Source organism: Stutzerimonas stutzeri, assembly GCF_018138085.1.
GTDB lineage: Bacteria > Pseudomonadota > Gammaproteobacteria > Pseudomonadales > Pseudomonadaceae > Stutzerimonas > Stutzerimonas stutzeri_AI.
In genome coordinates this window covers 1,060,439-1,083,901 of the sequence record NZ_CP073105.1, presented here as the reverse complement: position 1 = coordinate 1,083,901, position 23,463 = coordinate 1,060,439, and the positions used below count along the sequence as shown (strand labels likewise).

14 protein-coding genes, 2 tRNA genes and 3 rRNA genes are annotated in these 23,463 nt (G+C 58.6%); 5 read left to right on the top strand and 14 right to left on the bottom strand.

Annotation, left to right across the window (positions count from 1 at the left end; translation table 11 throughout):
• Positions 1 to 103 precede the first annotated feature (103 nt).
• From mksB to mksF, 3 genes are all read left to right on the top strand, one after another.
• Positions 104 to 1,345 (top strand): Mks condensin complex protein MksB, encoded by a 1,242-nt coding sequence (gene mksB / locus KCX70_RS05185; RefSeq protein ID WP_021208727.1) that lies wholly within the window; start codon positions 104 to 106, stop codon positions 1,343 to 1,345.
• A 93-nt stretch (positions 1,346 to 1,438) separates the two neighbouring features.
• A complete protein-coding gene (mksE, locus tag KCX70_RS05180; protein WP_212619497.1) occupies positions 1,439 to 2,125 on the top strand; it encodes an Mks condensin complex protein MksE in 687 nt (228 codons plus the stop codon).
• Positions 2,122 to 4,974 carry an Mks condensin complex protein MksF gene (gene mksF, locus KCX70_RS05175; RefSeq protein WP_212619496.1) on the top strand — a complete coding sequence of 951 codons (2,853 nt, stop codon included), beginning with the start codon at positions 2,122 to 2,124 and terminating at the stop codon, positions 4,972 to 4,974. Before mksE ends, mksF begins: the two co-directional genes overlap by 4 nt.
• Positions 4,975 to 5,639: 665 nt before the next feature.
• Here the strand turns inward: mksF and rrf are convergent.
• From rrf to KCX70_RS05120, 11 genes are all read right to left on the bottom strand, one after another.
• Positions 5,640 to 5,755, bottom strand: a 5S ribosomal RNA gene (rrf, locus tag KCX70_RS05170).
• Between the two features lie 161 nt (positions 5,756 to 5,916).
• Positions 5,917 to 8,807, bottom strand: a 23S ribosomal RNA gene (locus KCX70_RS05165).
• A gap of 250 nt (positions 8,808 to 9,057) precedes the next feature.
• Positions 9,058 to 9,133, bottom strand: a tRNA-Ala gene (locus KCX70_RS05160).
• A gap of 30 nt (positions 9,134 to 9,163) precedes the next feature.
• Positions 9,164 to 9,240, bottom strand: a tRNA-Ile gene (locus tag KCX70_RS05155).
• A gap of 91 nt (positions 9,241 to 9,331) precedes the next feature.
• Positions 9,332 to 10,868: ribosomal RNA gene (locus KCX70_RS05150) — 16S ribosomal RNA — on the bottom strand.
• Together the 16S, 23S and 5S rRNA genes with 2 tRNA genes alongside form the textbook arrangement of a ribosomal RNA operon.
• Before the next feature lie 587 nt (positions 10,869 to 11,455).
• Positions 11,456 to 12,061 carry a protein-methionine-sulfoxide reductase heme-binding subunit MsrQ gene (msrQ, locus tag KCX70_RS05145; RefSeq protein ID WP_212619495.1) on the bottom strand — a complete coding sequence of 202 codons (606 nt, stop codon included), beginning with the start codon at positions 12,059 to 12,061 and terminating at the stop codon, positions 11,456 to 11,458.
• A complete protein-coding gene (gene msrP, locus KCX70_RS05140; RefSeq protein WP_212619494.1) occupies positions 12,061 to 13,071 on the bottom strand; it encodes a protein-methionine-sulfoxide reductase catalytic subunit MsrP in 1,011 nt (336 codons plus the stop codon). Before msrP ends, msrQ begins: the two co-directional genes overlap by 1 nt.
• 58 nt (positions 13,072 to 13,129) lie before the next feature.
• A complete protein-coding gene (gene pssA / locus KCX70_RS05135) occupies positions 13,130 to 13,963 on the bottom strand; it encodes a CDP-diacylglycerol--serine O-phosphatidyltransferase (protein WP_021208350.1) in 834 nt (277 codons plus the stop codon).
• Between the two features lie 151 nt (positions 13,964 to 14,114).
• A complete protein-coding gene (gene ilvC / locus KCX70_RS05130; RefSeq protein ID WP_021208351.1) occupies positions 14,115 to 15,131 on the bottom strand; it encodes a ketol-acid reductoisomerase in 1,017 nt (338 codons plus the stop codon).
• A 46-nt stretch (positions 15,132 to 15,177) separates the two neighbouring features.
• The gene (ilvN, locus tag KCX70_RS05125; RefSeq protein WP_021208352.1) at positions 15,178 to 15,669 is read right to left on the bottom strand and encodes an acetolactate synthase small subunit; all 492 of its coding nucleotides are present in this window, start codon (positions 15,667 to 15,669) and stop codon (positions 15,178 to 15,180) included.
• Positions 15,670 to 15,671: 2 nt separating this feature from the next.
• On the bottom strand, positions 15,672 to 17,396 hold the full coding sequence (locus tag KCX70_RS05120) for an acetolactate synthase 3 large subunit (RefSeq protein ID WP_031311045.1): 1,725 nt from the start codon (positions 17,394 to 17,396) through the stop codon (positions 15,672 to 15,674).
• A 403-nt stretch (positions 17,397 to 17,799) separates the two neighbouring features.
• Between KCX70_RS05120 and KCX70_RS05115 the strand changes: the two genes are divergently transcribed.
• Positions 17,800 to 18,231, top strand: a complete 432-nt coding sequence (locus tag KCX70_RS05115) for a DUF4124 domain-containing protein (RefSeq protein WP_021208354.1) — start codon at positions 17,800 to 17,802, stop codon at positions 18,229 to 18,231.
• Positions 18,232 to 18,272: 41 nt separating this feature from the next.
• On the opposite strand, the gene KCX70_RS05110 is transcribed toward KCX70_RS05115, so the two are convergent.
• The 3 genes from KCX70_RS05110 to mrcB are packed head-to-tail and all read right to left on the bottom strand — an operon-like array spanning position 18,273 to position 21,665.
• Positions 18,273 to 18,599, bottom strand: coding sequence for a YqcC family protein (locus tag KCX70_RS05110; protein ID WP_021208355.1), 327 nt, complete (start codon positions 18,597 to 18,599; stop codon positions 18,273 to 18,275).
• Positions 18,599 to 19,300 carry a tetratricopeptide repeat protein gene (locus tag KCX70_RS05105; protein ID WP_031311047.1) on the bottom strand — a complete coding sequence of 234 codons (702 nt, stop codon included), beginning with the start codon at positions 19,298 to 19,300 and terminating at the stop codon, positions 18,599 to 18,601. Before KCX70_RS05105 ends, KCX70_RS05110 begins: the two co-directional genes overlap by 1 nt.
• Positions 19,301 to 19,352: 52 nt before the next feature.
• Positions 19,353 to 21,665: a penicillin-binding protein 1B gene (mrcB, locus tag KCX70_RS05100; RefSeq protein ID WP_212619493.1), complete on the bottom strand. Its 2,313-nt coding sequence runs from the start codon at positions 21,663 to 21,665 to the stop codon at positions 19,353 to 19,355.
• A gap of 154 nt (positions 21,666 to 21,819) precedes the next feature.
• Here mrcB and KCX70_RS05095 point away from each other — a divergent pair, with 154 nt between their 5' ends.
• The gene (locus KCX70_RS05095; protein ID WP_212619492.1) at positions 21,820 to 23,382 is read left to right on the top strand and encodes an AAA family ATPase; all 1,563 of its coding nucleotides are present in this window, start codon (positions 21,820 to 21,822) and stop codon (positions 23,380 to 23,382) included.
• Positions 23,383 to 23,463: the final 81 nt, after the last annotated feature.

Here is a 23,463-nt window from a genome sequence, read left to right as displayed (position 1 = left end):
CGGCGTCTCATTGCGTCATCCCAACGATCGGTTTGGGCTGATTTGCACCGGGGTCAGGCAGTACAATTGCCGACTATTTTTGCAGCCGACAGAACCGATTCAGATGATCGAACCCAAGCGCGTACTGCGTGCCCTCGCCGAACACTGGACGTTGCTCGAGCCGCTGTGCGAGCGTTTCGATGCCGGCACCCTGAGCCTGATCGAGCTTCGTCATCAGCTGGCCGCACAGCTACCGGAAGGCACGCCCACCGATATCACCGCCCTGCTCGATCAGTGGATCCGTCTGGATATTCTGGTCCCGGTGGCGAAAAGCCCGAATCGCTTCGAGCTGAACGCGCAGATTCATGATTTTCTCGCCTACCTGCGCCGCGAACATCGGCTCGGCCTGTGCCTGGAAATCGAAGCCTACCTGCGCCACCTCGAACGCCTGGCCGGACACATCCAGGATGCCTTCGAGATCCGCGACGGGCAGGACCTTGCCCGCCAGCTGCGCCTGCTCGACATGCGCGTGCGCGACGTGCTGAAGAAGCTCGCCAACGACGAGCAAGCGCTGATCGGCGTCGCCGACCGGGCCAAGACCAGCGATCGGCAGATTCCGTTGCGGCAACGTTATGCCGAGGTGCTAGCGACCTGGGATGAATACGTCGAGCCGATGATCCAGCTGGTCGCGGCCGATGGCGCATTCGAACAGGGCGTCTATCGCGTCGAGCAAGTGCTGATGAAGCTGCTCGGCGAGCAGCAACGACTCGGCCAACTGGTCGATGATGACCTGCTGTTGCGCACCCACGCGCGGATTCTTGAAATGCAGAGCACCGCCCAGCTGACCCTGCGCCATGCTCGTGAGCTGTTGCTGCCTTTGCGCGAGGAGGCGCGTCGGCATAACGCCGTGACCCGCGGCGCAGCGCTGGCGCTGTCGGCGATCCGCAAGAAAGGTCTCGATGCTGTGCCGCAGGCGTCGCTGCCACTGTTCACCCGGCCTCAGAGTACTTTTCTCGGCTCGGCCAGCCAGGTCGAGGCCTATGTCTACGCACTGGCCCGCTTCGAGCCGAAACCGGCGCAGTTCCCTCGAGCCGGTAGCAAGCGCAAGGCAGACGCTCCGCGTTCTCCACTGACGGCACGTGAAATGCTCGACCGCTGCGAACAGGCACTGCCGCTGCCGGACCTGATGCAGTGGTTGCTCGAGCAGGAGCCGGAAGGTGCGACCGATGAGCTGCTCTACTGGTTTTCGCGCCTGTCCCGCGACGCGCGTTTTCAGCGCGACCGCCTGGAGCGGCGCGAGTACCTGACGCGCGAGCATCAGGTCAGCCTCAGCTCCTTTGCGTTGCTGGCCACTGCCAATGGTTGAGCCTTGCTGCGCGGTCAACCGGCCGTCCGCCCCGAACATTCATTTTCGTGAAAAGCGCTTCGCGGTTTCACACGACGATTGCCTGAGTTGCGTATGAACATCGATCTGAAAGAAATGACCCAGCTGGCGCCGATCTTCCGCGAGCTGTTCAAGGGCTATCACCTGTCCCGCAGCGAGCCCGAATGCTACGCCCAGCTTTCCAATATGCAGGACCAGTACCGTGCGCTGTTCAAGGCGCTCGGCTTCGAGTTGGTCTGCGACCCGCGCGGCTTCTACTACTTCGTCCCCGAGCAGATGGGCGCACAGGTCAACAAGACGGCCCAGCGCCTGGCGCTGTTCACCTTCATCTTGGTCGAGCACCTGGCCGATCAGGGTCGCGATCCGCTCGCGGTGCTGGACGGCGGCACCTTGGGCCGGGACGAGCTGCCGGCATTGCTGGATAAGTACCGCGACCTGTTCTTGCAGGCCGAAGTCACCACGCAGGACGAGCTGGAAGAAAAGGTCATCCGCCGCCTGACCCAGCTGGGTTTCGCCGAAGATAGCAACGGCATCTACCGCTTCCTGCCGCCCATGCACCGCTTCCTTGATGTCTGCCTGTCCGTTCAGCAGGACCGTGACCTGGCGGCGAGCCTGCACAGCAGCGACTTGCCGCTGCCTGCCCCTCAGCTTATTGCCGAAGAAGAAGAGGACGACATCATCCTGATCGACCGAGACTCCGACGAAACCGAGGAAGAGGCCTTGGCGCGCGCCATTGCCGAAGAAAAGGAGCTTGAAGCATGAGCCAGGAACGCTACGGCATTCGCCGCTTCGCCCTGCTGAACACCGCGGGTTACAGCCTCGGCATCTTCCCGCTGGAAACGCCGCTGTCGGTCTACGGTGCCAACAACCTCGGCAAGTCCGCCTCGATCAATGCGCTGCAGTTCCCGATCCTGGCGCGCATGTCGGACATGAGCTTCGGCAAGTACAGCCTCGAGCAGTCGCGCAAGTTCTACTTCGCCAGCGACACCAGCTACATCCTGGTCGAGGTCGCCCTGCCCCACGGTCCGCATGTAATCGGCGTCGCCGGTCGCGGCCCGGGCGGCGGATTCGGCCACCAGTTCTTCGTTTATCAGGGCTCGCTGGACCTCGATCACTACCAGCAGAATGGCACCTGCCTGCGTCAACGGGAGCTGTTTGCCAATTTGGAGCGCGCCGGCATCAAGGCGTACGAAGCCAAGCCTGACGAGCTTCGCCGGTTGCTGGTCGGCGGTCATACCGCCATCCCGCTGGACATGACGCTGATTCCGTTGCGCTCGACCAGCGAACAGAGCCTGAAGACCTTCCGCGCGCTGTTCATCAATCTGCTGCACATGCGTGAGATCACCGCCGCCAAGCTCAAGCAGTTGTTCCTCGACGCCTTCGAGCACAGTTTGCGCTCCGGCAGTGTCGACTATATTGCCGCCACCGAAGAAGCCTTCCGCGACGTGCGCCGCATGGAGCAGGACTACCAGGCACTGGTCGCAGCCGGCCCGTTGGTCGAAGCTCTCGCCGCCGGGGTTGCGCAGCGTGAAGTGCTGCGCGGCAAGTTGCATCGCCTGTCCCCCTTGCTCGACTCGCTGCTCGGCACTTGGCAGGACTATGCCGGCGCACGCAAGGAGGAGCTGGTCATCCAGGCCGAACACTATCGCCGCGAGCAGGACGGCCTGCAGAACGAACAACGTGGCGGCACGGCCGAACTGATGCGCTTGGAGCGCGAGATCAGCGAGATTCAACGTTGGCTGGGAGAACTCTCTGCGCTGAAGAACCGCTTTGCGCTGGTCGACGGTGCACATGTACTTGAGCAGCAGTTGCTCGCTGCCAAGGATGCCCACGACGAGCTGGCCGGCGCGCTGTCGCAATCGCGCCAGTTCTCCAGTGAGGATCTCGACGAGCGCCTGCGCGACCTGGAAAAGCGCCTCAAGTCGGTCCGGCAGCAGCTGGACCATGCGGACAACAACAGCTATTCCCGTCTGCGTGAAGAGTTCTCCCAGGCCGACGTCGATCGCCTGATGCGGCTGTTCAATGGCCAGCTATTCAGCTTGCCGTTGGGTGACAAAGGCATTGCCGTGGAAGACGGCGATACCTGGGTCAAGTCGCTCGAAGCGGTACTCGACGGTTTCAAGGGAGAGCGCTTCGAGGCGCCCGGGCTGTCCATCGACCTGTCCCATATCGAGCCACCCGCCCTGCAGGCGCTCGCCGACCGCGCCGCGCTGCGTGACCAGAAAGATCGTTTGGAGCGCGAGCTGAAGCAACTCAAGGCCCAGCATTCGGTGGCGATCGACCGTGCCGCGAGCAAGGCGCAGGCCGAGCAGCTTTATCAGCAGGTGCTGGACGCCCAGAAAGCGCTGGAGGATTTCCGCCGTTGTCAGACGCTGTCAGCCGAAGAAGACAGCAAGCTGGAGCAGCTAGCCCAGGCCGAGGCGGCGCAGGACGAGCTCAAGCGGACGAGCGATGCGTTTACTGAGCGGGTGCAACACCTCTCGGCGAAACTGCAGCTGGTCGGCCGTCAGTTGGCTGATCTCGAAGCCAAGGAACGCACGCTGGAGGACGCACTACGTCGCCGTCAGTTGCTGCCAGCCGATCTGCCTTTCGGCACGCCGTTCATGGATCCGGTGGACGATTCACTGGACAACCTCCAGCCGCTGCTCAACGACTACCAGGACAGCTGGCAGGCATTGCAGCGCGTCGACGGCCAGATCGAAGCGCTCTACGCGCAGGTGCGTCTCAAGGGTGTAGCCAAGTTCGATAGCGAAGAAGATCCAGAGCGGCGGTTGCAACTGCTGGTGAACGCCTACGCGCATCGCCAGGACGAAGCCCTGACGCTTGCCAAGGCACGTCGCGCAGCGGTCACCGATATCGCACGAACCTTGCGCAACATCCGCAGCGATTACGACAGCCTCGAGCATCAGTTGGCGTTGTTCAACCGCGAGATCAACAAGCGCCAGGTCTCGAACCTAGAAAGCTTCCGTATCGTCCTGGCGCCCAACAAGGATGCGCTCAAGCACATCGACCAGATCATCCACAGCGCCGGACAGTATGAGCAGGGTGAAACGCTGTCGGTATTCGATCTGCAGCAAAGCAGCGAACAGGACAGCAAGAACGAGGAGGCCAAGGAGTATCTAGCGCGGTTGGTAGCAGCCAACAACAATCAGCTGGGTCTCAAGGACCTGTTCGAACTCGCGTTCGAGATTACGAAAGTCGGTGGCCAACCAGTGATCCACACCGACATCGACGGCGCGGCTTCCAACGGTACGACGATGACCATCAAGGCGTTGACCAACATGTATCTATTGCTGCACTTGATGGACCGCGACCAGGCTGGTCGCATTCGCCTTCCCTATTATCTGGACGAGGCCGCCGATATCGATGAGCGCAACCAGCAGGCACTGATCGAAACCAGTCTGCAGCTGGGCTTCGTTCCGATCCTGGCGTCGGTCAAGCCTCAGGTATCAGCTCATGTCGCTATCGACCTGGAGGGCGGCAGCGGCCCGAGCGGGATCTATATCGACGAGGCGGACTGGAAGTACATCAAGCGCCGGGAACAGGCCGAGCACACCAGCTCAGCCGCGGCGGAAACGAAGGTAGTAGAGATCGCCGAAGCCCTTGAGTGAGCACACTCACGGCCGTTGTGCTCAGCCTGATGCAGGCCGAGCACAACGATCACAAGCCTGAGTGATGCTTTAGCGCTGCGGCAATCACCTCCCCAACCGTACCGACCGCCCCCACCAAGCGGCGGCAGCGGCTCGAGGCGCCTTTTTTAGAAGCCTTTCTTCGCCCAATGGCGCAACGCCAGTACTCCTGGTCCACGTTGCTCTACCGCTAAGACGGACAGAGCCTTAGCGGGCGTAGCCGCACTCATGCTCCAGCGGCAGCGGTCAGCGGTCAGCGGTCAGCGGTCAGCGGTCAGCGGGTAAGACCAGGTAGTAACGGACCACTCTTCGACGTAGGTAAGCGCATCGCCGTCGAGCTACCCTTCGCCCAAGCGAACTGCAGACGGGCTGCTGGGGTATCAGGGGTGCCATCACGGGTGCGCTTTCGAAGCGCGACTCGAAGGCTGCCCAGCAGGTTGTGCCCGAGGCGCCGAAGACGATGCCCTCTGAGCGCCCCGCCGTAATGTTGGTGGGTGGACGGGTGTAGCGATGTAGCGAGTTCCGTTAGAGCCGTTCCACCAAGCCGCAGGCATGAGCGCACAAGCACCGCTCGGTGCCTGCCGCTTTTTCATCGCCCAAAGACAAACCCCCGACCTTCTTTCGAGGGTCGGGGGTTTGGTGTAGAAGCTTGACGATGACCTACTCTCACATGGGGAGACCCCACACTACCATCGGCGATGCGTCGTTTCACTTCTGAGTTCGGGATGGGATCAGGTGGTTCCAACGCTCTATGGTCGTCAAGCAATTCGGTTGGGGAGTCGGTGTTGAGTCGCTTCCCCTAATTGGGTATGTGAGGTGTTGCGGTGTTGCGTATTAGGTTCGCTTTGCGAGCGATGCGTCTTTTCGGTTTGTTTGTCGACTTCAACCGTCTGACACACAAACATCAAATTGTTTGGGTGTTATATGGTCAAGCCTCACGGGCAATTAGTATGGGTTAGCTCAACGCCTCACAGCGCTTACACACCCCACCTATCAACGTCGTAGTCTTCGACGGCCCTTCAGGGAGCTCAAGGCTCCAGTGAGATCTCATCTTGAGGCAAGTTTCCCGCTTAGATGCTTTCAGCGGTTATCTCTTCCGAACATAGCTACCCGGCAATGCCACTGGCGTGACAACCGGAACACCAGAGGTTCGTCCACTCCGGTCCTCTCGTACTAGGAGCAGCCCCTCTCAAATCTCAAACGTCCACGGCAGATAGGGACCGAACTGTCTCACGACGTTCTAAACCCAGCTCGCGTACCACTTTAAATGGCGAACAGCCATACCCTTGGGACCGGCTTCAGCCCCAGGATGTGATGAGCCGACATCGAGGTGCCAAACACCGCCGTCGATATGAACTCTTGGGCGGTATCAGCCTGTTATCCCCGGAGTACCTTTTATCCGTTGAGCGATGGCCCTTCCATACAGAACCACCGGATCACTAAGACCTACTTTCGTACCTGCTCGACGTGTCTGTCTCGCAGTCAAGCGCGCTTTTGCCTTTATACTCTACGACCGATTTCCGACCGGTCTGAGCGCACCTTCGTACTCCTCCGTTACTCTTTAGGAGGAGACCGCCCCAGTCAAACTACCCACCATACACTGTCCTCGATCCGGATAACGGACCAGAGTTAGAACCTCAAAGTTGCCAGGGTGGTATTTCAAGGATGGCTCCACGCGAACTGGCGTCCACGCTTCAAAGCCTCCCACCTATCCTACACAAGCAAATTCAAAGTCCAGTGCAAAGCTATAGTAAAGGTTCACGGGGTCTTTCCGTCTAGCCGCGGATACACTGCATCTTCACAGCGATTTCAATTTCACTGAGTCTCGGGTGGAGACAGCGCCGCCATCGTTACGCCATTCGTGCAGGTCGGAACTTACCCGACAAGGAATTTCGCTACCTTAGGACCGTTATAGTTACGGCCGCCGTTTACCGGGGCTTCGATCAAGAGCTTCGCTTGCGCTAACCCCATCAATTAACCTTCCGGCACCGGGCAGGCGTCACACCCTATACGTCCACTTTCGTGTTTGCAGAGTGCTGTGTTTTTAATAAACAGTCGCAGCGGCCTGGTATCTTCGACCGGCATGAGCTTACGGGGTAAACCCTTCACCCTCACCGGCGCACCTTCTCCCGAAGTTACGGTGCCATTTTGCCTAGTTCCTTCACCCGAGTTCTCTCAAGCGCCTTGGTATTCTCTACCCAACCACCTGTGTCGGTTTGGGGTACGGTTCCTAGTTACCTGAAGCTTAGAGGCTTTTCCTGGAAGCATGGCATCAACCACTTCTCCTTCTAAAAGAAGGATCGTCATCAGTTCTCGGCATTAAGACCCCGGATTTACCTAAGATCTCTGCCTACCACCTTAAACTTGGACAACCAACGCCAAGCTGGCCTAGCCTTCTCCGTCCCCCCATCGCAGTAACTAGAAGTACGGGAATATTAACCCGTTTCCCATCGACTACGCTCTTCAGCCTCGCCTTAGGGACCGACTCACCCTGCGTCGATTAACGTTGCGCAGGAACCCTTGGTCTTTCGGCGTGCGAGTTTTTCACTCGCATTGTCGTTACTCATGTCAGCATTCGCACTTCTGATACCTCCAGCAAGCTTCTCAACTCACCTTCACAGGCTTACAGAACGCTCCTCTACCGCTCATCTTGCGATGAACCCGTAGCTTCGGTACCTGGTTTGAGCCCCGTTACATCTTCCGCGCAGGCCGACTCGACTAGTGAGCTATTACGCTTTCTTTAAAGGATGGCTGCTTCTAAGCCAACCTCCTAGCTGTCTAAGCCTTCCCACATCGTTTCCCACTTAACCAGGATTTTGGGACCTTAGCTGACGGTCTGGGTTGTTTCCCTTTTCACGACGGACGTTAGCACCCGCCGTGTGTCTCCCGTGCTGACACTTGCTGGTATTCGGAGTTTGCATCGGTTTGGTAAGTCGGGATGACCCCCTAGCCGAAACAGTGCTCTACCCCCAGCAGTGATACACGAGGCGCTACCTAAATAGCTTTCGAGGAGAACCAGCTATCTCCGAGCTTGATTAGCCTTTCACTCCGATCCACAGGTCATCCGCTAACTTTTCAACGGTAGTCGGTTCGGTCCTCCAGTTAGTGTTACCCAACCTTCAACCTGCCCATGGATAGATCGCCCGGTTTCGGGTCTATTCCCAGCGACTAGACGCCCTATTAAGACTCGCTTTCGCTACGCCTCCCCTATTCGGTTAAGCTCGCCACTGAAAATAAGTCGCTGACCCATTATACAAAAGGTACGCAGTCACCTAACAAAGTAGGCTCCCACTGCTTGTACGCATACGGTTTCAGGTTCTATTTCACTCCCCTCTCCGGGGTTCTTTTCGCCTTTCCCTCACGGTACTGGTTCACTATCGGTCAGTCAGTAGTATTTAGCCTTGGAGGATGGTCCCCCCATATTCAGACAAAGTTTCTCGTGCTCCGTCCTACTCGATTTCACTTCTAAGATCCTTTCGCGTACAGGGCTATCACCCACTATGGCCGCACTTTCCAGAGCGTTCCGCTAAAATCAAAGAAGCTTAAGGGCTAGTCCCCGTTCGCTCGCCACTACTAAGGGAATCTCGGTTGATTTCTTTTCCTCAGGGTACTTAGATGTTTCAGTTCCCCTGGTTCGCCTCACACACCTATGTATTCAATGTGTGATAACCATCTTATGATGGCTGGGTTCCCCCATTCAGACACCTCCGGATCACAGTCTGTTTGCCGACTCCCCGAAGCTTTTCGCAGGCTACCACGTCTTTCATCGCCTCTGACTGCCAAGGCATCCACCGTATGCGCTTCTTCACTTGACCATATAACCCCAAGCAATCTGGTTACTGTCTATAACGTGAAGACGACATTCGCCGAAAATCCGCATTGTGCTCTCTCGAGCATCTCGCAAATTTTACCTTGACTCGAATAATCATCAGTGAAAATGATTACCCAAATCTACTTCTATCACATACCCAAATTTTTAAAGAACAGTTACTGGCGCAAAGACCAGAAATCAATACACTCGCTAGAGTCTATTCATTTCTGTGCTTTCAGCGATTATCGAGTTAATGGTGGAGCCAAGCGGGATCGAACCGCTGACCTCCTGCGTGCAAAGCAGGCGCTCTCCCAGCTGAGCTATGGCCCCATCTACAGATCGGCCACATCCCATGACAATTGGTGGGTCTGGGCAGATTCGAACTGCCGACCTCACCCTTATCAGGGGTGCGCTCTAACCAACTGAGCTACAGACCCAATCGTCTCTCTCGGGTCGAAACCCAATCGCTTTTCGCTAGTGAATCAAGCAATTCGTGTGGGAACTTATGAAGAAGCTGAAGTCTTCGATTAAGGAGGTGATCCAGCCGCAGGTTCCCCTACGGCTACCTTGTTACGACTTCACCCCAGTCATGAATCACTCCGTGGTAACCGTCCCCCCGAAGGTTAGACTAGCTACTTCTGGAGCAACCCACTCCCATGGTGTGACGGGCGGTGTGTACAAGGCCCGGGAACGTATTCACCGTGACATTCTGATTCACGATTACTAGCGATTCCGACTTCACGCAGTCGAGTTGCAGACTGCGATCCGGACTACGATCGGTTTTACGGGATTAGCTCCACCTCGCGGCTTGGCAACCCTTTGTACCGACCATTGTAGCACGTGTGTAGCCCAGGCCGTAAGGGCCATGATGACTTGACGTCATCCCCACCTTCCTCCGGTTTGTCACCGGCAGTCTCCTTAGAGTGCCCACCATGACGTGCTGGTAACTAAGGACAAGGGTTGCGCTCGTTACGGGACTTAACCCAACATCTCACGACACGAGCTGACGACAGCCATGCAGCACCTGTGTCAGAGTTCCCGAAGGCACCAATCCATCTCTGGAAAGTTCTCTGCATGTCAAGGCCTGGTAAGGTTCTTCGCGTTGCTTCGAATTAAACCACATGCTCCACCGCTTGTGCGGGCCCCCGTCAATTCATTTGAGTTTTAACCTTGCGGCCGTACTCCCCAGGCGGTCGACTTAATGCGTTAGCTGCGCCACTAAGATCTCAAGGATCCCAACGGCTAGTCGACATCGTTTACGGCGTGGACTACCAGGGTATCTAATCCTGTTTGCTCCCCACGCTTTCGCACCTCAGTGTCAGTATTAGCCCAGGTGGTCGCCTTCGCCACTGGTGTTCCTTCCTATATCTACGCATTTCACCGCTACACAGGAAATTCCACCACCCTCTGCCATACTCTAGCTTGCCAGTTTTGGATGCAGTTCCCAGGTTGAGCCCGGGGCTTTCACATCCAACTTAACAAACCACCTACGCGCGCTTTACGCCCAGTAATTCCGATTAACGCTTGCACCCTTCGTATTACCGCGGCTGCTGGCACGAAGTTAGCCGGTGCTTATTCTGTCGGTAACGTCAAAACAGCAAGGTATTAACTTACTGCCCTTCCTCCCAACTTAAAGTGCTTTACAATCCGAAGACCTTCTTCACACACGCGGCATGGCTGGATCAGGCTTTCGCCCATTGTCCAATATTCCCCACTGCTGCCTCCCGTAGGAGTCTGGACCGTGTCTCAGTTCCAGTGTGACTGATCATCCTCTCAGACCAGTTACGGATCGTCGCCTTGGTGAGCCATTACCTCACCAACTAGCTAATCCGACCTAGGCTCATCTGATAGCGCAAGGCCCGAAGGTCCCCTGCTTTCTCCCGTAGGACGTATGCGGTATTAGCGTTCCTTTCGAAACGTTGTCCCCCACTACCAGGCAGATTCCTAGGCATTACTCACCCGTCCGCCGCTGAATCATGGAGCAAGCTCCACTCATCCGCTCGACTTGCATGTGTTAGGCCTGCCGCCAGCGTTCAATCTGAGCCATGATCAAACTCTTCAGTTCAATACTGCTTGGGTTTTGAGAAAACCCTAAACTTGGCTCAGCAATCGCAATCTCATCTCCTAAAAGATGAGCACTCAATGATTTCTCGTTGAGTATTTGTGATGCTGATAATCTTGCTGACTACCAGTCTTACCTCACAAGCACCCACACGAATTGCTTGATTCAGTTGTTAAAGAGCGTTTCGATCAAGTCTTTCGTCTCAACCGAGGCCGCGCATTCTACAGCAGCCTTGCTTCTCGTCAAGCTGTTTTTGAAGAAGTTTTTCTTTCTTCTCAACCGCTTGCGCTTCCGATCAACCTAGCGTCTCTCGTCAGCGGGAGGCGAATCATACAGCGTTCAAAACCGCTGTCAACCACCCCTTTTACCGCCTCCGATCAACCCGACCGAAGCTGCCAACAGCGCTCAACCACCGCCCTGTCAGCCCGGCGCATTCTACTCGAATTTGCCGTCCGTGCAAGCCCTTATTTTCGCTAACTTCTTGATTTACAAGAGATTTAGCCTAAGGCCCGCGCCGGAGAAGGTGCGCATTATAGGGGCTATGATTCTCCCGTCAACGGTTGTTTTGCAGTTTTGTTTCAATCAACGGTTCACGCTCGCTTCGCACCGTTGCGCCCAGCAAGCCTTCTTTCTATCAGTGGCACCCGTGCCATTAGCAGGACAGCAGCAACCATGGCGTAAAGCGCCCACCGCTCAGCATCGGATCGGACGACCCACAACATGTGGAGCAGCACTATCAGAAGGATGGGATAAACCATTCGATGCAGCTTTTTCCAACCTTTACCCAGTTTACGCATGCTCCATCGCGTAGATGTCGCAGCTAGCGCCGACAGCCCCAGCAAAGCAATCGCCCCCACCGCGATATAGGGCCGATCGACCAATTCGGCCGCGAGCGCTGTGAAATCCAGCCCCAGCAAGAAATAAAGATAGGCCGAGACGTGCAGGGCCGCATAGGCGAAGGACCACAAACCCAGCTGCCGACGGAACGCGACCCAGCCTGGCCAATGGGTTAGCCGCTGCAACGGAGTCATAGCGAGCGAGCTTAGCAGCAGAACCAACGCACCCTGCCCCAGATTGTCCACCAGCACTTTTCCCGGATCCGGCCCCAATTCCGCGACAGATCCGAGATACAACCAGTAGCACGGCACGCTCGCAGCGGCTAGGAACAGCAGCAATCGCCACCAGGGATAGCGCATCAATATTCCTTACTCAGATCCATTCCGGCATAGAGATTCGAGACCTCATCGGCGTAACCGTTGAATAGCAGTGTCTCCCTCACGTTAGGGCTGAACAAGCTGCCGGGTAGCCGCCGCTCCTTCGCCTGCGACCAACGTGGATGGGATACGTCAGGATTGACGTTGGCATAAAACCCGTACTCTCGAGGGGCCATGGTCTGCCAGGTGGTCGCTGGCTGATCTTCCACGAAACTGATGCGCACGATCGATTTGATGCTCTTGAACCCATACTTCCATGGCACAACCAAACGAAGCGGTGCACCGTTCTGGTTTGGAAGGATGCGGCCATACATACCGACCGCCATCACCGTCAACGGATGCATCGCTTCGTCCATCCGAAGACCCTCGACATAGGGCCAATCGATGAGCGAAAAGCCGGTACGCATGCCAGGCATCTGCTCGGGCCGTACCAAGGTCTCGAAGCGCACGAACTTGGCTTTCGATGTGGGCTCGAGGCGGCGAATCAACTCAGCCAGAGGAAAGCCCAACCATGGAATCACCATCGACCACGCCTCAACACACCGCAAACGGTAAATGCGCTCTTCGAGCCGGCTCGGCGCAAGTAAATCCTCTACGGAGTAGCGTCCCGGCTTCGCCACTTCGCCATCAACCATGACAGTCCAGGGTTCGGTCACGAGTTTCGTTGCGTGGGCAGCGGGATCGCCTTTATCCGGGCCGAATTCATAGAAGTTGTTGTAGTGAGTGGCATCCCGATACGGCGTGATGGCCTCCCCTTCAACAACGGTGGCCTGCCACTTCGTGTCGCCAAGCTTGGCATCGAACCAAGCGGGAGCATCGACGGCGTCGACACCCTCGTAACGCCCCTCAGCCGCCAACCCCAGCGACGGAAACCCGGCAGCAGCCACGGATAACGCAGCGCCCTGCAGCAGTTGTCGGCGATTCAGATAGAGCGATTCAGGGGTTACCTGCGATTCGCAGCAGTCGCTGCGCCGAGGAGTCTTGATAAGCATGATGTGCTCCGCTGCCTAAGGCCTGGGCCGTTCAATAGACAGCGGATCACCGGAGAAATCAACTTTCGACGCGTTTGCGGCGGCGCATCAGGAACTGCACAGGCCCGGACACCGCATAAGCGAGAAATATCAACAGCAGGATGCGCGGCGGATCGCTGAATACGACTGCGAAGACCAGCACTACCACCAGGATCGCTACGAAGGGCACCCGACCTTTGAGATCGAGGTCTTTGAAACTGTAGTACTTGATGTTGCTGACCATCAGCAACCCTGCCAATGCCACCAGTAGGGCAAACAGCATGACCACCGCGATAGGCAAATCCACACCGCGGATGCCGGGTTCATCCAGCGCCCATACAGCCCACACCGAGCCTGCGACCACACCGGCGGCCGCAGGGCTGGCGAGACCGATAAACCAGCGCTTATCGACTTTACCGATCTGGGTATTGAATCGCGCAAGACGCAGCGCGGCGCACGCTACATAAATGAATGCGACGGTAAGCCCGACATTGCCCAGCCCCGACAGCGCCCACTCGTAGGCCAGCACAGCAGGCGCCAGGCCGAAGGCGACCATGTCCGACAGCGAGTCGTACTCGGCACCGAATGCGCTCTGGGTGTTGGTCAGGCGCGCTACTCGGCCATCCAGGCTGTCGAGCACCATCGCCACGAACACCGTGGCGGCGGCTACGTAGAAGTTTCCGTTGATCGCCGTGATGATGCAGAAGAAACCGGCGAACAAATTGGCCGTGGTGAATAGATTGGGAAGCAGATAGATGCCGCGATGACGCACCTTGCGCCCCTCGGAATCCTGAATTTCTTCGACATGCTCGTCGATCGGCAGCAAGCTCTCCGGCTCGACTGGCTTGTTCGGCTCTTCGGGATGCTCACTCATGTAGTTTTACCTTACTGCAGGTGTGAATAATTTCGACAGACCCTGACACCACGGGTTCAGCCAGGCGCCAGCAGCGCTTTTTATACCAGAAGCCAGCAGACCTAACGAAAAAACGCGGCCGAAGCCGCGTTTTATTCCAGCAGAGCCTAGATCAGTTCTTGCTCTTATCGACGATCTTGTTGGCAGCGATCCAGGGCATCATGGAACGCAGCTTTTCACCGACCACTTCGATGCCATGAGCGGCATTGTTGCGGCGATAGGCAGTCATCGACGGGTAGTTGGCAGCGCCTTCGGTGATGAACATCTTGGCGTACTCGCCGTCCTGGATGCGCTTGAGTGCATTGCGCATTGCAGCACGAGATTCAGCGTTGATGACCTCAGGGCCAGTCACGTACTCACCGTACTCGGCGTTGTTGGAGATCGAGTAGTTCATGTTGGCGATGCCGCCTTCGAACATCAGGTCGACGATCAGCTTCAGCTCGTGCAGACACTCGAAATAGGCCATTTCCGGCGCGTAGCCAGCTTCGACCAAGGTTTCGAAACCGGCTTTGACCAGTTCGACGCAACCACCGCAAAGAACGGCCTGCTCACCGAACAGGTCGGTTTCGGTTTCGTCCTTGAAGGTGGTTTCGATGATGCCGGTACGACCGCCGCCAACACCCGAGGCGTAGGACAGCGCAACATTCTTGGCGTTACCGGAGGCATCCTGGTAGATGGCGATCAGGTCGGGAATGCCACCACCCTTGACGAACTCGGAGCGCACGGTGTGACCTGGCGCCTTCGGCGCAATCATGATCACGTCGAGGTCAGCACGCGGCACGACCTGGTTGTAATGGATCGAGAAACCGTGGGCGAAGGCCAGAGTTGCGCCCTTCTTCAGGTTCGGCTCGATCTCGTCACGGTACAGGCGGCCCTGGAACTCGTCCGGGGTGAGGATCATGACCAGATCGGCAGCCGCAACAGCGGTAGCAACGTCATCGACTTTCAGGCCGTGAGCTTCTGCCTTGGCAACCGACGGCGAGCCGGCGCGCAGACCTACGGTGACGTCAACGCCGGAATCCTTCAGGTTGCAGGCGTGAGCATGACCCTGGGAGCCGTAGCCGATGATCGCAACCTTCTTGCCCTGGATGATGGAGAGGTCACAATCTTTATCGTAGAAAACTTTCATGGAATTACCCCTGTTACTGGCCGGTCGGGCCATTCAATAAATTGGTTTAAATACTCAGCACTTTGTCGCCGCGGGAAATTCCGGTGACACCGCTGCGCACCACTTCCAGGATCGATGCGGTACCGACGGCCTGGATGAAACTGTCCAGTTTGTCGGTCGTACCGGCGAGCTGGATGGTGTACACGTTGGCCGTCACGTCGACGATCTGGCCGCGGAAAATGTCCGTGGTGCGCTTGACCTCGGCACGCTGCGCGCCGGTGGCCTTCACCTTGATCAGCATCAGCTCGCGCTCGATGTGAGCGCTTTCCGACAGGTCCACCAGCTTGACTACCTCGATCAGCTTGTTGAGGTTTTTGGTGATCTGTTCGATCACCTCGTCGTGGCCAGCGGTGGTCAAGGTCAGGCGCGACAGGGTTGGATCTTCTGTCGGCGCAACGGTCAGGCTTTCGATGTTGTAGTTACGCTGCGAGAACAGGCCAACCACACGCGACAGGGCACCCGGTTCGTTTTCCATCAGCAGGGAAATGATGTGTCTCATGATCAGGTCCGCTCCGTCTTGCTGAGCCACATGTCGCGCATCGCGCCGTCTTTGATCTGCATGGGATAGACGTGCTCGCTGGTATCGACGGCAATATCGAGGAAGACCAGTCGATCCTTCATGGCGAAGGCCTCTTCCATCTTCGGCTTGAGATCTTTCAGGTCGGTGATGCGCATTCCCACATGCCCATAGGCTTCGACCAGCTTGACGAAGTCCGGCAGGGACTCCATGTAGGAGTGCGAGTAGCGGCTGTTGTATTGCATGTCCTGCCATTGGCGAACCATGCCCAACGCACCGTTGTTGAGGTTGATGATCTTCACCGGAAGGTCGTACTGCAGGCAGGTCGACAGCTCCTGGATATTCATCTGGATGCTGCCTTCGCCCGTCACGCAGGCAACGTCGGCCTCGGGGAAGTTGAGCTTCGCGCCCATCGCGGCCGGGAAGCCGAAGCCCATGGTGCCGAGACCGCCGGAATTCAACCAACGGTTGGGCTTGTCGAACCGGTAGTACTGAGACGCGAACATCTGATGCTGACCGACATCGGAGGCCACGTAAGCCTCACCCTTGGTGACTTCGCACAGGGTTTCGATAACGGCCTGCGGCTTGATGATGGTGCCGTCACCCTTGTCGTACGGGAACAGACCGCGATTACCCCGCCACTCCTCGATCTGCTTCCACCAGCTGGCAACGGTATCCGCGTTCGGCGCCTGACCAATCTCTTTAACGATGGCGACCATTTCGGTCAGCACACTGTCCACCGGACCAACGATCGGAATGTCGGCCTTGATGGTTTTGGAGATCGACGCAGGATCGATGTCGATATGGATGATCTTTGCATTCGGGCAGAACTTGGTCGCGCCGTTGATCACTCGATCATCGAAGCGCGCGCCGACCGCCAGAATCACATCGGAGTGATGCATCGCCAGGTTCGCGGTATAGCTGCCATGCATACCGAGCATGCCGACGAACTGACGATCGCTGCCTGGATAGCAGCCCAGGCCCATCAACGTGTTGGTCACCGGCAGGTTGAGCATCTTGGCCAACTCGGTGAGCTGTGAAGACGCGCCTCCCATGACCACGCCGCCACCGGCATAGATGATCGGGCGCTTGGCTGCCAGCAGTAGCTCAGCGGCCTTGCGGATCTGTCCAGAATGTCCACGAACGGCCGGGCTATAAGAACGCAGCTTGGCTTTTTTCGGATAGACGTACTCGAACTTCTCGGCAGGGTTGGTCATGTCCTTCGGAATGTCCACAACCACCGGCCCAGGGCGACCGGATTGCGCCAGGTAGAACGCCTTCTTCATCACTTCGGGGATTTCCGAAGGATGCTTGATCATGAAGCTGTGCTTAACGATGGGGCGGGAAATACCGATCATGTCGGTTTCCTGGAAGGCATCGGTACCGACCATGTTGCTGGCGACCTGGCCGGAAATCACCACCATCGGAATCGAATCCATGTAAGCGGTGGCGATGCCGGTGATGGCGTTGGTAGCGCCTGGCCCCGAAGTGACCAGAACGACGCCGGCTTTTCCCGTCGCGCGGGCATAACCGTCAGCCATGTGGGTAGCGGCTTGCTCATGCCGGACGAGGATGTGCGTGACTTCCTTTTCCTTGAACAGCGCATCGTAGATGTGCAGCAAGGCGCCGCCCGGATAGCCATAGATGTACTTAACGCCTTCGTCTCGCAAGAAGCGGACGACCATTTCAGCGCCGGATAAAAGTTCCACGTTGTTCACCTCTAGAACGCCAGATAGCCGCCCCGCGTCGGACCGGCCAGAAATAGGTTTACTGCCAGACAGCGCATGAGCGACGGTGGTCGCCGACTACGTCAGCTGCTGAACTAGCGAGTATTAGGGAAGCCCCAAAGTGTTGCGGGGCGCCCCTCCCAGCGCGAGGTAACGCGTTGCGGGTGTTACAAGTCGGCGCGGGTGTGCACCTCATGATTGACCGAAAGGCACGCTTGCGGCGGCGCTTCGGAACAGCAAGCATGGAATTGTTCGGATTAGGCTCAGTCAAGTCAAGTCTGCTGTTGGGCTTGCAGCTGTTTCAGCTGTGATCCAGCGCAGAATGGGAGTGCCTGGCTTTTGCGTATAGTAGCGGCTTGGTATTGCATCCACAGAAGGGAATAGCATGCGTTTGACGATTCTTGCGGGCGGCTTGCTGCTCGCATTGAGCAGCAGTGTCATGGCTGGGCAGATTTACAAGTGGGTGGACGCGCAAGGCGTTACCCACTTCGGTGCGCAGCCGCCGCAGGGCCAGTCCGTCGAGGCGATCAATACCGCTACGCCAGCACCCACGCCCGTAGCCCCGGAGCCCGCTGCAGCCGACCCTTCGAGCGAGACGCAGCAGCACGAGATCGATCGCAAGGTGAAGAAACAGGTCGCCGAACAGGAAGCAGAACGGCAGCGCTACTGCGTCACGCTACGAACGAATCTGGCGCAACTGCAAAACAATCCGCGGGTGCGTGTGGAAGAGGAAGGTGAGGTGCGCCGCCTGAATGAAGAAGAGCGTCAGGCGCGCATCAAAGAAACCCAACAGAAAATCGCCGACACCTGCGACTGAGCCAACCGTGCGCTGCTGGCGCGGCGACTGCGGCTATGGTTCTAGCCGCGACTGATCAGCACGTCGAACGTTTCCAGCGCCTGCAACAGGCCGGCCATTTGCTGCGACCGGCCCTGATAGACGACTTCCGCCATCGCCAGGATTCCCGAGACGGCCGGCAGTGTCTCGCCCTGCTCCAGGATACTTTTCATGCGAGGCAGAAAAATCCATTGGAGCCACTGCTCGAACGATAACGTGTCGACGCAGAACGGCTCCTGGCTGGAGAGCGCATGGGGGTTCGGTGGGAACGCGTCCCAGAGCGCATGTACTCGCAGCTCACGCTCGATCAAGAGCAGCTGATCGGCCAGTTCCGCGACACGAGGGTCCATCACATCGCCACCTTGGCCCGCTCACGGGCCTGTGCGGCGCCTGCCGCGTTACCTTGACGCTCGCGCGCCTGGGCGATCAGCTCCCAGAGACTCGCCTGCAACGCGGGACGGCCGCTGGCATAGCTCAGGCCTCGGCGGGAAAGCTGCTCGGCCTGAACGGCATCGCCTTGAGCAAGGCGCACTTGGGCCAGGCGGTAGAGCACCTGCGGCTCCCGAGGAGCAATTCGCTGGGCGCGCTCGAGGCTGGATGCGGCGCCGTTCAGGTCACCGCCGCCTTGCTGCTGCTGGGCCGTGGTAAGCAGGGCCAGTACGGGCCCATCGAGCCGCTCGTCTGCGGACAGGGTGCTGCTATTGCCATTAGAAGGTATGCCGGTCGGCATCGATGGGGCCGGAGCTGGCGTCGGCTGCGGAGCGCGCCATTGCGTGGGCGCCTCCGGGGCCGGGCTGGGCGCACCCGAGAAGCCGGCATCCGGAGCCGCGAAGGTTTGCAGCGGCTCGGAGTTCTGCTGCGGCACCATGACCATCACGCCAGAATCTTCGGGCGCAGGACGTGCCGCTGGTGCTGCCGGGGTCGAGGTCCGATAGGCCTGCCGCGCCGATACCTCCTCGGACACCGGCGCTCCGGAGTCGACGACGGGGATCGCGCCTCGTTTAACCGTCGCGCAACCCTGCAGCAGCAGAGCGGCCACAGCTACCATCATCCAGTGCTTGTTCAATTCGAACCTCATCAAGAATTCACTCATTTACCATTGTTCACTGCAGCCAACCACGCACCCAGTCCATGACCGATTCCGCAGGCGCCTGAACGCCACAGCCTGACCCCAGCGCCGGCTCGCTCCCGCGGATGTAGGGAACCTGCATGGCGCCTGGGCAGTTCTCCGAGGTGCTCTGGCCCGTTTGCGGATCCACCCAGACCATCTCGACGTTATCCGGAAGCGCGCTCTGCAGTGGTAGCGGGTCAGCACGACGCATGAAGTCGGCCCAGATCTGCAGGGCGCCGGTGGCGCCGGTCAGCGAGGTCTTGCCGTTATCGTCGCGCCCCAGCCAGACCACCGCCAGCAGATCCTGGCTGAACCCGGCGAACCAGCTGTCGCGCGAATCGTTGGTGGTTCCGGTCTTGCCTGCCAGCGTCAGCGACTTCGGTACGTAATTGTAGGCCGAGCGCCCGGTACCTTCGCGCATGACGCGCTGCATGGCGTACTGAGTCAGGTAGATCGCACCCGCATCGAAGCGCTGCTCGATCTTGAACGGATAGCGGTTGAGCGGCTCACCGTCAGCGGCCACAACACTACGAATAGCGCGCAGAGGGGTATTGAATCCACCATTGGCGAGCGTCTGGTAGATACCGGCAACTTCGATGGGCCGCAGTGCGCCCGCCCCCAGAAGCATCGAAGGATACGCCGGCCATTGTGGCGAAGCGCCCAGGCGTTCGAGCGTCTTCAATACATGAGGCACACCCAACTCAAGCCCCAGTCGCGCCGTGGACAGATTGTAGGAGTTGGCCAGCGCCTGATAGAGATAGACGGTGCCGTGAGCGGTGCGCCCGTAATTCTGCGGCTTCCAGACCTGGCCGTCGGCCCCCTTGACCGAGAATGGCTGGTCTTCCAATCGACTGGTCAGCGTGTACTGACTGGGCTTCTCCAGCGCAGCCAGGTAGATGGCCGGCTTTATCAGCGAACCGATGGGACGCGACGCGTCCAGCGCTCGATTGAAGCCGGCGAATCTCGGCTGGCGGCTACCTAGCATCGCTTGCAGCTCACCGGTTTCCGGATTGGTCACTAGCATTGCGCCTTCGACCCCGTCAGCCGCTTTACCGAGGCGTTTCAGCGTCTCGGTCATGGCGCTTTCGGCTTTGCGCTGCAGGATCGGATCGAAGCTGGTGAACACCCGCAGACCTTCTTCCGTCAGGTCCTCATCACGGTAATCCTCACGCAGTTGGCGCTTGACCAGGTCGAGAAATGCCGGATACGAACTGTTGGCCAGACTGCCCTGAGGGCTAATGTCGAGCGGCGACTTGCGGGCCGCCGCAGCTTGCTCGGCGTCCAGCACACCCTGCTCTTCCAGCAATTCGAGCACCAGATTACGACGCTCCAGCGCCCGCTCCGGATGGCGGCGCGGGTTGTAATAGGTCGGTCCCTTCACCATGCCGACCAACAGCGCAACATGTTGCACCTTCAACTCGGCCAATGGCCGTCCGAAGAAATACTGACTCGCCAGACCGAAGCCATGAATGGCCCGATTTCCATCCTGACCGAGAAACACCTCGTTGAGGTAGGCCTCGAGAATTTCGTTCTTGTCGTAGTGCAGTTCCAGCAGTACGGCCATCATTGCCTCGGTCGCCTTTCGGCTGAGGCTGCGCTCGTTGGTCAGGTAGAAGTTCTTGACCAACTGCTGGGTCAGCGTGCTGCCACCCTGACGCACTTCGCCGGCGGTGAGATTGACCCAAACGGCGCGCGCGATGGATTTGAGCGAAACACCGAAATGATCGAAGAAGTCCCGGTCTTCGACCGCCACCAATGTATCGACCAGATAGGGCGGAGCCTGGTCGAGCTTGATCAGGATCCGATCTTCGTTGTGCGCCGGATAAAGCCCGCCAATTGTGACCGGCTCGAGGCGAGCCACAGGGAGCTCCCCGCCATCGGCGCGTGTCAGGCCGGCCACGAAGTCACCGGAGAAGCGCACTCGGATACGCCGTGACTCCTCGGCTCCTTCGTAAAACCGGAACCCGCGGGTATGCATTTCAACCGCATTGGCGGCCACCGACATGCTGCCCGGTCCACTGACCGTCTTCTCGCGGCGATATCCCAGCGCGTCGAGCTCGGTGAGGAAGTCGTCCTTGGCCAGCTTCTGCCCGACGAATAGCTCGAGCGGGCGCGCATAAACCGTAGCGGGAATCGTCCAGCGCTTGCCGGAAAACTTCTCCTGCACCACGGCATCGAGATAAATGGCGACGCCCGCGAGTATCACCAGGGCGACAATGGATAGCTTGATGATCCAGCCCAGCCAGGGGCGGGAACCACCGGAACGGCGCTTGGAGCGAGAACGAGAGGAGCGTGCTTTAGTCATGGCGGCGCATTATACGCACTTTGAATTGCCCGGAAGACGGCCTCTTGGCGGTTTGCAGGCCCGGCTCGGGCGGACATAATGGGGCACTTTTTCGAGCCTGTGACCTGCATCCCACTGCGTCACGCACCCTGCCTACTCTTTACAAGGAATGACCGTGAGCCAAGCATTGATTGCCGCGTTGCAAAATCCGGCCCTCTATCCCCATCCGGTCGACGGATTCAGGGTCATCGAAACCCATATCTCCTGGGTAATCCTGACCGGCACCTACGCCTACAAGCTCAAGAAGCCCGTGGACTTCGGCTTCCTCAACTTCACTGACCTGGCCTCCCGCAAGCATTTCTGCGAAGAAGAGCTACGCCTGAACCAGCGCATGGCGCCGGACCTGTATCTGCGTGTGGTGCCCATCACCGGCAGTCCCGACGCGCCGGTGATCGACGGTGACGGCGAGCCGATCGAATACCTGCTGCAAATGCGCGAGTTTCCGCAAACGCAATTGATGGCCGAAGTGCAGGCGCGCGGCGAACTGACCGACGCGCACATCGATGCCCTCGCCAAGCAAATCGCCCGGTTCCACCAGAACACGCCCCGGGTTGCAGCCGAGCATCCGCTGAACAGCGCAGAAGCGATCGTTGCCCCGATGCGCCAGAATTTCGAACAGATCCGTCCACTGCTCAGCGAACAAGCCGATCTGCAGCAACTCGACGCGCTGCATGACTGGACCGAAACGAACATCGCGCGCCTACAGCCGTTGTTGCAGCAGCGCGCCCAGCAGGGCTTCATCCGCGAATGCCATGGCGACCTGCACCTGGGTAACGCCACGATCATCGACGGCAAGGTGGTCCTGTTCGATTGCATCGAGTTCAACGAGCCCTTCCGCCTGATCGATATCGCTTCCGACGCCGCATTCCTGGCGATGGATCTGGAAGACCGCGGCTTGAAATGCCAGGCCCGGCGTTTCTTCAACGGCTGGCTGGAACGTACCGGCGACTATGCCGCACTGGAATTGCTCAACCTGTACAAAGCCTACAGAGCGCTGGTGCGTGCCAAGGTCAGCCTGTTCCGCCTGCATCAGGAGCAGGATCCGGTCCAACGCCGGGTGATCCTGCGACAGTACCGCAGCTACGCCAACCTGGCAGAAAGCTACAGCGCCATCCCGTCTCGTTTCCTGGCCATCACCCACGGCGTATCGGCGGTTGGCAAGAGCCAGGTTGCGCTGCGCCTGGTGGAGGCACTGGGCGCTATCAGGCTGCGTTCGGATATCGAGCGCAAGCGGTTGCACGGCGAGCAGAGCGAACCCCTGGCGGACCAGCTGGACGCCGGTATCTACAGCGAACAAGCCAGCGAAGCCACCTACCTGCGGCTGCATTCGCTGGCCGGAGCGGCGTTGAACGCCGGCTTCTCGGTGGTCATCGACGCAACCTATCTCAAGCAACAGTATCGTCAAGTGGCCTGGCAGGTAGCCGAATCGACCGGCGTGCCGTTCATGATTCTCAGCTGCGAAGCACCGGACGCTGTCATCGAGCAATGGTTGACCCAACGTCAGGCCGAAGGGGGCGACCCGTCCGACGCGACCATGGCCGTGATCAAGGCGCAACAGGCATCCCGCGAGCCGCTGAGCGAAAGCGAGCAGTTGCTCAGCCGGCAAATTCGCACGCCTGAAGCCGGCAGCCTCGACAATCTGGTCAGCGTCATCCGCCAACGGCTCCCCGGGCTCTAAACCGGCCCGTCAGCTAAGCCTCAAGCGCAACGAGCACCACCGCGGGCAGAACCCGGTGGTGCCTCTATACTGGTACAGGTC